Here is a 9,084-nt window from a genome sequence, read left to right as displayed (position 1 = left end):
CCCTCCCCGAACGGCCAGGGGGGCGAGTCTGCCGCCGCCCCGACCCCAAATCGTTGCCCCCATGCGCTCTAAAGGTTTGACCACGCGAGACATAGGACGCGATCGCAAAGAAGCATCCCCCGTCACCGCGAAAAATCGCCCCGGTGCAGCGGCAAGTAAACCCAACATCAGCCGCAGCGTCGTTCCCGAGTTCCCCGCATTCAACATATCCTCCGGCTCTTGCAGCTCGCCTTCTTCTACCCCTAGTACTCTCACAAACGACCCGTTCAGTGGCGAAATTTGGGCGCCCATCGCCCGAAAACAATGAGCCGTCGATCGGGGATCTTCCCCTAATAACAAGCCCCGAATTTGCGTTTCTCCCGAGGCGATCGACCCTAGCATCAAGGCACGATGGGAAATCGACTTATCTCCGGGGATGCCGATGCGACCTCGCAAACTCAAGCCCGATCGAGGGGGCTGTAAAATCAGACTCTGGTGTTTTTTTGAGGTTTCGACTGTTACGATGGGGTAAGGCATTGGGTTCAACGACTAGGGGGTTGTCTAGCCATCCTACCGCGTTCGGTCAACCCCAAACGTTCATCTAATGTGATGTCAAAACTGTCCCCTCACCGAAGTTTATGCTGACGCATCACCGCAAGCCAGCCTGTCTTTCTCTGGTTTCAACCGATCTGCCGATTTGGTCGGTGATAGAAACCGCTGCAACTCTCTATCAGAAAGACCGGGAACGATTTCACGTCCTGTTGAGCGAACCGACCGTACGCGGATGGCAGCCTTCAAGAGAAGGTGAAGAAGATGCGAACGCCTCCACCGAAGATACCCCCCGATTGCTATGGTTGGAAATTTCTCCCTACCGAACGATCGTCACCATGCAGCATAAAGGAACCTACAGCTACCGCCATCTTTTGGAACGAGGAATGTACGGTATCAGTCGATACTGGTTGCGCAGCGAAACCGGTACGACTCCCAACCAAATGCGCTTGCGCAACTATACTCGCAGCTTGACCCTGTCTGGATACCCTTTTCCCGAACATCTCCGCCTCGAATACGAGTTGTGGACGGGGAAGGTGCGGTTGGGACGGTACGTTCTCAATTTGGAAATTCAACACTAGCTTTTTTGAGAAAGCAACTGATTGCTAATTTCTAGTTTGCATCGATCGACAAAAAACTAGAAGTTATTTGTTTGCTATGATATTTTCGATCGAAATTAGACGCTTTTGAGGTGGGTCAAAATGGGTATAGTCATTAATATAGCGGTTATCAATCTGTTGAAGTACAGAGTTTCTGGTTTTCGGGAATGGGGAATGGGGAATAGGAAATAGAATTTGGGTGTACCTCACAAGACTGAGAATTGCTATATCTCAGTCTCACTCAATTGTTTTTCAATTTAACCTTTAAAAATAAAATTAGAAAACGATCGATATTCAATAGAAAATCAATTTTTTGGTTTGTAAAAATGCTAGGATACAGCTTCAAATTTGACGTTGTATATCTTGCTTTAACTTAGTACTTAAAAATGCTTTCCACTCAACCTGCTTGGACTAAAGCCGTCACTCGTCCCGCACGAGAGTTTGCATCCACCCAATTGGAAATTCTGGAGGGCAAAATTCCTGCCGGATTGCGCGGGACTCTGTATCGCAACGGCCCCGCCCGGCTGGAACGTGGAGGGATGCGGATGGGACATTGGTTCGATGGAGATGGGGCGATTCTTGCCGTTCGCTTTGCTGATTCTCCAGTAGGGGGTTCTAAGGCAACGGCAACCTATCGCTACGTCCAAACGACCGGATACCAAGCCGAAGCTGCTGCGGGGAAACTCCTCTACGGGAACTACGGCACGATCGCACCGGGCCCGATTTGGCGGCGGTGGAGAACACCGGTGAAGAATTCGGCGAACACCTCGGTACTGGCATTGCCCGATCGTCTCTTAGCCCTCTGGGAAGGGGGCAAACCTCATGCTTTGGACTTGCAAACTCTCGAAACTCAAGGCAAGGACGATCTCTCGGGATTGGGTGAAAATTTGAACTACTCCGCCCATCCCAAACGCGATCCCAAAACCGGGGAAATTTTTAATTTTGGGGTTAGTGCGGGATCGAAAACGAACCTCCATCTCTATCGCAGCGATGCCACGGGCAAGATCGTCCATCAGTCGGCGTTTCCCCTTGATGGGGTTCCCCTCATCCACGATTTTGTCCTGGCTGGAGAATATCTTGTCTTTTTCGTGCCACCGGTGCGACTAGATTTATTCCCGGCACTGGTGGGTTTGAAGAGTTTTGGCAATGGAATGAAGTGGCACGCACAACAGGGAACTCAGATTTTAATCTTCGATCGCCGCACCTTGTCTTTAGTGAGTCGGCAAGAGACGGAACCTTGGTTTCAGTGGCATTTTGCCAATGGCTACCGAGCTGACACCGGGGAAATTATCGTCGATTTCATCCGCTACCGGGACTTTACCACCAACCAACGCCTGAAGGAAGTGGCAACGGGACGCACGCAAACCGTCGCAGATGGAACCCTGTGGCGGGTGCAATTGGATGGACGAACGGGAAAAGTCTTGGGAACTGAAGAATTGCTCGATCGCTCCTGCGAGTTTCCCATCGTACCGCCCCAGTACGTTGGCGGTATTTCTCCCCATATCTATCTTTCTCTGCATCGCCCCGATGCCGATCGCGCGCGGGAACTATACGGGGCGATCGCTCGCTTCGACGATCGTTCGGGAACCCTGACGATCGCCGATTTGGGCGAAAATCGCTATCCAAGCGAACCTATTTTTGCTCCAGATGCCTTGGATGCCGATCGAGGTTGGGTGCTAACAGTAGTCTACGATGGCAACCTCGATCGCTCTGAAGTCTGGGTGTACCACAGCAGCCGACTCGATGAAGAACCCACTTGTCGGCTGGCACTCCCCGATCTCGTTTCCCTTGGGTTTCACGGCACGTGGAAACCGGCGCTCGGGCATCGAGTTTAGGATATCGGGGAGAATCAACTCCGAATTTAATATTCCGAATTTAATCTTCTCTCTTCCCCAAAATTAAGACCCAAAACTTCAAAAGAAAGTAAGAAGCCTGTCTGGAGTGCATAACTTCTTCACAACTCGATTGCTAGGCTAGTAGAGAGACCACCTCGACTCTAGCTTTTCACCATGACAGATCCAGCTCTTCCCCACCCGGCGAATTCCTGTAATACCCTCGGGCAAGGGATTGGCTCCAAAACAACCCAGTCATCTCAAATGGAAGGGGAAGCGACTCTCACCGCCCAACTTCACGAACGGCTTGCAGTACTCACTCGTATCAACCAAAATTTGCAAGCGGAAATTCAAGAGCATCAAGAAAACGAAGCGGCATTGCAAAAACAAGTTCGGCAAATGCAGATGTTCGTCGAGGAAATTCCGGTGGCTGTCGCAATGTTCGATCGTCAAATGTGCTGCGCGATCGCCAGCCATCGTTGGCGAGAAACGTTTGGTTGGGTAACGAAAAACCCCATTGGTCGATCGATGGCGGAAATCTTTCCCGAAACGGGTGAGTGCTGGGTAGAACTTCACCAACGCTGTTTGAAGCTGGGGGGTGAAGTTCGCGATCGATGGAAGGTTAGCAGCGCAGATGGGACGATGGAGTGGTACGAGCAGATCGTCTCTCCTGGGTACGATCGAGCGGGTCAGATTAGCGGTACGATCGCTGTTGCTGAGGTCGTGACCCCCAACACACAAATCGAAGAGCAACTTCGGGAATCTCAGCAGCTTCTGCAACTGGTAATCGACAACATTCCCCAGTTGATTTTTTGGAAAGATCGCCACTCCGTTTTCCAAGGCTGCAATTTGAGTGCCGCGAGAATTGCAGGCTGTAAGTCTCCCGAAGAAATTATTGGAAAAACAGACTACGATATGCCGTGGACGCCTGAAGAAGCGGACTGGTATCGGGATTTCGATCGCCGGGTGATGGACTCGGGTCAACCCAGATTGCATATTATCGAAACTCAGCAACAAGCCGACGGCAAGCACGCATGGCTCGATACGAATAAAATTCCCCTGCGAGATGCCAACGGGGATGTCGTCGGCATTGTGGTGACCGTCGAGGATATTACCGAGCGCAAGCAAGCAGAAAAAACACTACAGCAGCTCAATGAAGAATTAGAAAAACGAGTTGAAGCGCGTACGGAAAAACTCAAACAGATGGTGGTTCAGCTCGAGCGAGAAAGCCACGATCGCCACCAAATTGAGGAAAAACTGCGTGCCTCGGAAGCACGGCTTCATCGACTCGCCGACAACATTCCCGGCGCGATCTACGAATTTCAACTCGATCCCGATGGGAGAATGTGTTTCCCCTACGTGTCGTCCGGGTTTCGAGATGTTTTTGATGTGGAACCGGAACCATTAAGACAAGATGCCGCACCCGCCTTCAAGTGCGTTCATCCACAGGATCTTCGGGGCTTGCAAGCCAAAATCGCCCATTCCACCCAAACCCTCGAAAACTGGACGTACGAATGGCGAACCCTCGCGCCTTCAGGTCATTATCAGTGGTGGAAGGGAATCGCTAAACCCGAACGCCAACCCGGAGGCAGCATTGTCTGGTATGGCTGTATTGTCAATATCACCGATCGCAAATACACCGAAGCTCAGCTTGCCGCTCAACAGCAGCGCGTCTCGTGGCTGGTGGAACAGTCCCCTTTGGCGATTATCGAGTGGAGTCAGAGATTTGAGGTGCAAGCTTGGAATCGAGCGGCAGAACTGATGTTTGGTTACAGTCGAGACGAAGCTTTAGGACGTACGGGAGTAGAACTCATCGTTCCCGAAAGTGGGAAAGCTGCCGTTACTACAGTCATGGAGCAACTTCTGAACCAGACTGGGGGAAATTACATTGTTAACGAGAACGTCACCAAAGACGGAGACGACATCGTTTGCGAGTGGCACAATCAGCGACTCGTCGATGCCCAGGGGCAAACGGTAGGGGTGTTCTCCATGGTGCTCGACATTACCGAACGCTGCCAAATCGAGGAAAAACTGCGCGCCTCGGAAGCCCGACTTCAGCGACTTGCCGACAACATTCCCGGTGCCATCCACGAATTTTGCATCGAACCTAACGGTCATCACTCGTTTCCTTACATTTCTTCGGGTGCGCGAGATGTGCTCGAACTAGAACTCGAAGTCTTAATGCAGGATGCAACCCCTGCATTCGATCGGGTTCACCCAGAGGATGCGCCTCGTTTTCAAGTAGAAATCGATCGTTCGGTTCGCACCCTCGAAAATCTTGAATCGGAATTTCGCTATATCACTCCTTCGGGGCAAAAATGGCTCAGAGTGATGTTTCGACCCGAACGCCAAGCAGGAGGTGAAGTGATTTGCTATGGCTGTACGATTGATGTGACCGATCGCAAACGGGTCGAAGCGGAAGTGGCTAAGTTATCTCTGGTGGCCAGCCAAACCGATAGTGCCGTCGTGATTACCGACAAACACGGTTTGACCGAATGGGTCAACGACAGCTTCGTTCGCATTTCGGGATATACCTTCAAAGAGGTGCAAGGAAAAAAACCCGGTTCGCTCTTACAAGGACCTCTGACTAGTCTAGAGACTGTCGATCGCATTCGAGAAACCATCCGTGCCCAAAAGCCCTTTCAAGGGGAAATTCTCAACTACGACAAACAAGGGCGTTCCTATTGGTTGTGGTTGAGTATCAATCCCGTTTTTGACAGCAATGGAGAACTGAGTCAGTTTATTGCCATCGAGAGCGATATCAACGATCGCAAACAGTACGAACTCCAGCTCAAACAACAAACCGAAGAACTTGAAAAAACCCTCAGCGAACTCAAACGCACTCAAGTACAGCTGGTTCAGAGCGAGAAAATGTCGAGTTTGGGTCAGCTCGTGGCGGGTATCGCCCACGAAATTAACAACCCCGTCAATTTTATCTACGGCAATCTCACCTATGTCAACGAATATGCCGAAGATTTACTCGCCATTATCAAAGTCTACCAAACTCACTATCCCGATCCCCCCCCCGAGGTGCGGGAGGACCTCGATCGCGACGAAGTCGAATTTTTGCAGGCCGATCTGACGAAATTGCTCAAATCTATGAGGGTGGGAGCCGATCGGATTCGGGAAATTGTGCTTTCCTTGCGAACTTTCTCTCGTCTGGACGAAGCAGATGTCAAAGAAGTGGATATTCACGAAGGCATTGAAAGTACTCTGACGATTTTGCAAAGTCGCCTCAAAGCCCATTCCGTTCGCATAGCGGGTACGGAGTACTATCGCGGGGAGATCTCAGTCATCAAAGATTACGGGAAACTACCAATGGTAGAGTGTTATTCCGGGCCCCTCAACCAAGTTTTTATGAATATTATTGCCAATGCCATCGATGCTATGGAAGAGCGCGATCGCACTCGCACCCCCGCTGAAATACAGCAAAATCCCAGTACGATTCGGATCGCAACCGTTGCCGACGATGCATCGGGACGGGTAACGATTCGGATCGTCGATAACGGACCGGGAATTCCTCAAGAGATTCAAAGTCGAATTTTCGATCCGTTTTTTACCACGAAAGACATTGGCAAAGGCACGGGATTGGGAATGTCCATTAGCTATCAAATTGTCACGGAAAAACACCAGGGTTCGTTAGAATGTATCTCCCAATTGGGTCGAGGTACGGAGTTTGCCATCGAAATTCCCGTGCGATCGAAATCTGAGAACGAGGGATAATCCGAGGGAGATTTGAGATAAAATCTGTGCTAGAAGAGTTCATCTTGGGTGAGCGATCGCTCTTAATATCTAGGAGATCGGGATAACGATGAAAATCGATCGATGTCTTCACAGTGCCCTGCTCGTTTCCGACTTGGAACGGGCAGAACATTTTTACGGTACGGTTTTAGGATTGCCAAAAGTCGATCGAACCCTAAGATTTCCCGGTGTTTGGTATCAAGTGGGAACGTATCAAATTCACCTCATTGTCGATACGAACCTGAAAGTAAACTTACAAAACAAGGAAAAATGGGGGCGCAATTCTCATATTGCGTTTTCGATCGATAATTTAGAAGCGGCGAAAACACGTCTAGAAAATAGTGGATTTCCCGTGCAAACGAGTGCATCCGGTCGAGCGGCACTGTTTACCCGCGACCCCGATGGCAATGTTATCGAGCTGAGTGTGGCGACTGGTAAATCGACCCATTAAAAATTAAAATTAACCGTCAAAAACTCAAAATTTATCACCGTTTGCAATGATAAAAATCGTTGCCTACTGCTATAGCGATCCCCTTCTCGAATCTGCCCCCGATCCGGCAATTTGGGGTTGGGAAGTCGATCGCATCTATCAAGATTTAGGGCAGCGGCAACAGCTACATCAACTCCTTGAAGATTGCCAAACTCACCCAACAAATTATCTGTTAGTACGCCGACTTGAAGAATTAGGCGATACGGTGCCGGAGGTTTGCAATCGCCTCGCGCATCTCGAAGAGTTGGGGGTTGAGGTGGTGGCCGCCGAATCCGATACCCGTCGCGCCAACCTGTTAAAACTCTTCGACGAAATCCAGCATTACCAACGCTCCCGCCGCATTCGCCAAGGGCACGCTCGCAATCGGGTTGAAATTTTGCCTCCTCCGGGCAAAGCTCCTTACGGCTACCGACGGGGCAAAGATCGATACATTGTCGATCGCGCCACAGCCCCGATTGTCAAAGAGTTTTTCGAGTATTTTCTTCTTTACGGTTCCGTACGTGGGGCGGTGCGCTATTTAGGAGCGCGATACGGTAAGAAAATTGCCGTGACGACGGGGCGGCGGTGGCTGACTCATCCCGTCTATCGCGGCGACTTACTCTATCACAACGGGGAAACCATCTGCGACACTCACGTTGCGATCGTCTCGCGGGATGAAGCCGCCCAAGTCGATCGACTGCTGCGCCGCAATCGCCGAATGCCTCCCCGCACCGCCAGCGCCCCTCGTTCTCTGGCGGGTTTGGTGGTTTGCGATCGATGCCGTTCCTCGATGACGGTGACTCGGGTATCGCGGCGAGATAAAAAATACGAATATCTCTACCTGCGTCCGGCGAATTGTCCCGAGCAACCTAAATGTAAAGCGATCGACTACAACGAGATCCTCGAAAAAACCATTGAAGGGATTTGTCGGGATTTATCCCAGGCTGTGGCGGGGCTACCGATGCCTGCCATGGAGGGGGTGAAGCAATCAATTCGCGAGGCGATCGCCGCCAAAGAGAAAATTCTCGCCCAACTGAGTCACCTCACCGAAACTGGGGTCTTAGATACCCAAACCGCTAACTTGCGTGCCTATACCCTGAAGACAGAAATTTCCCAGTTGCGAGCAAAACTAGCCCGTCTGCCCCCCGTGAACTTACGCGAAACCGCGATCGCCGTCTCGATTCCCGAGTTTTGGCGAGATTTATCGGAAACCGAACGCCGATTCTACTTTCGCGAATTTATCCGTCAAATTGAGATTCACTGGTGCGATCGAGGGTGGGAGTTACAGATCCTGTTTATTTTTTGACGGGTTTGAGGATCGAGTGCTGACTTAGGACGATAACTGTGCCAGGTTGTCGCGATAAATTTCGATGGCAAAGGGGTCGCCGTCCTCAGACCGTGAGGGCGATTGCATCACTCGACCCAAGTATAAGGGCTTGGAGATTCCCGGTTCTGGATGGATGACAGTACGCGCGCGCAGTAGCAGTTGGCCCCTTCCTGGAGACAAACGACCGGGGGCAACGAGGTTGATGGCGGCTTGACGTAAAGTGGCTTCTAATTCCGATTCAGTGATATCTGAAGGGACTTTAATGGTGATGAGATTAGCTCCGTTGTCGAAAACCAGCGTGTAGTTAATGGAACCGGGAACGACAGTGGGGGCGAAGGGAACGACACTTAGGCCAAAACAACCGACCGTGAGGACTAGGGAAAAGGCCGTGACACCTACCAAGCGGAACCGGATACCCCACTTCAGAAGGAAACTCAACCCTGTTAAACCCGCAAAGGTTAGGGTCGTAATGCCAATCCACTGAGTGGCTTGGAGAAAATTATCCGGCGTCAGCATAATTTTACCTCGATGGGCGATCGCAGGTTCGATCGCACCGTGTAGTGGGTACTCGTGCGCAGTATACCAGTT

At 51.0% G+C, this 9,084-nt stretch carries 7 protein-coding genes; 5 read left to right on the top strand and 2 right to left on the bottom strand.

The genetic code is table 11. The features are described from left to right. A partial coding sequence (locus tag IQ235_RS11005) for a 3-phosphoshikimate 1-carboxyvinyltransferase (protein WP_405196663.1) occupies nt 1–516 on the bottom strand: 516 nt, incomplete at its 3' end. Nucleotides 517–617: 101 nt separating this feature from the next. Here IQ235_RS11005 and IQ235_RS11000 point away from each other — a divergent pair. From IQ235_RS11000 to IQ235_RS10980, 5 genes are all read left to right on the top strand, one after another. Then, a complete protein-coding gene (locus IQ235_RS11000) occupies nt 618–1,109 on the top strand; it encodes a hypothetical protein (RefSeq protein ID WP_264321511.1) in 492 nt (163 codons plus the stop codon). A gap of 404 nt (nt 1,110–1,513) precedes the next feature. Further along, the gene (locus IQ235_RS10995; protein ID WP_264321510.1) at nt 1,514–2,962 is read left to right on the top strand and encodes a carotenoid oxygenase family protein; all 1,449 of its coding nucleotides are present in this window, start codon (nt 1,514–1,516) and stop codon (nt 2,960–2,962) included. A gap of 174 nt (nt 2,963–3,136) precedes the next feature. Next, a complete protein-coding gene (locus IQ235_RS10990; protein ID WP_264321509.1) occupies nt 3,137–6,682 on the top strand; it encodes a PAS domain S-box protein in 3,546 nt (1,181 codons plus the stop codon). A gap of 88 nt (nt 6,683–6,770) precedes the next feature. Further along, complete coding sequence (locus IQ235_RS10985) at nt 6,771–7,151, top strand: VOC family protein (RefSeq protein ID WP_264321508.1); 381 nt, start codon at nt 6,771–6,773, stop codon at nt 7,149–7,151. A 49-nt stretch (nt 7,152–7,200) separates the two neighbouring features. Then, nucleotides 7,201–8,475, top strand: a complete 1,275-nt coding sequence (locus IQ235_RS10980) for a recombinase family protein (RefSeq protein WP_264321512.1) — start codon at nt 7,201–7,203, stop codon at nt 8,473–8,475. 24 nt (nt 8,476–8,499) lie between these two features. On the opposite strand, the gene IQ235_RS10975 is transcribed toward IQ235_RS10980, so the two are convergent. Further along, on the bottom strand, nt 8,500–9,084 hold a 585-nt coding region (locus IQ235_RS10975), incomplete at its 5' end, for a Ycf51 family protein (protein ID WP_264321507.1).

This window comes from Zarconia navalis LEGE 11467, assembly GCF_015207075.1.
In the GTDB taxonomy this organism is placed as follows: domain Bacteria; phylum Cyanobacteriota; class Cyanobacteriia; order Cyanobacteriales; family Geitlerinemataceae; genus Zarconia; species Zarconia navalis.
The sequence above is the reverse complement of the archived record's forward strand: the minus strand, read 5'-3'. Positions and strand labels throughout refer to the sequence as shown.